The following is a 319-nucleotide window of genomic DNA, read 5'->3' on the forward strand; positions in this document are numbered from 1 at the left end:
TTAATTTCGTTGTGACAGTGGTTTTACTACCTTGTTCCGCTACTGTTACAGTATAGTCCTCAGTTGCTGCCAATACAGGACCGTCTGCCACTTTTACTGAGTAAGTAGCTGGTTCATTGATAAAGACAAGTTGGTCTGTTTCAAAACTATCTACAAATTGGAAAACATTGTACAATTTTTTAGCTACACCATCGACTAATTTGGTTGCAGCGATGTCTGCTGGGATGGTGGTTTTTAATTTATAATCAATGGTTTGTCCAATAGAGAAATCCGTTTGTTTTGCACTATTTTTTTGACTGGTAATATCTTTGTCAAAAGG

General features: G+C 36.7%; 1 protein-coding gene. It reads right to left on the reverse strand.

The window, feature by feature from the left end; translation table 11 throughout:
- The coding region (locus C1E99_RS13780) for an isopeptide-forming domain-containing fimbrial protein (protein ID WP_153060280.1) at positions 1–319 on the reverse strand (319 nt) is incomplete at both ends.

Source organism: Streptococcus suis (genome assembly GCF_002964045.1).
Classification (GTDB): Bacteria; Bacillota; Bacilli; order Lactobacillales; family Streptococcaceae; genus Streptococcus; species Streptococcus suis_U.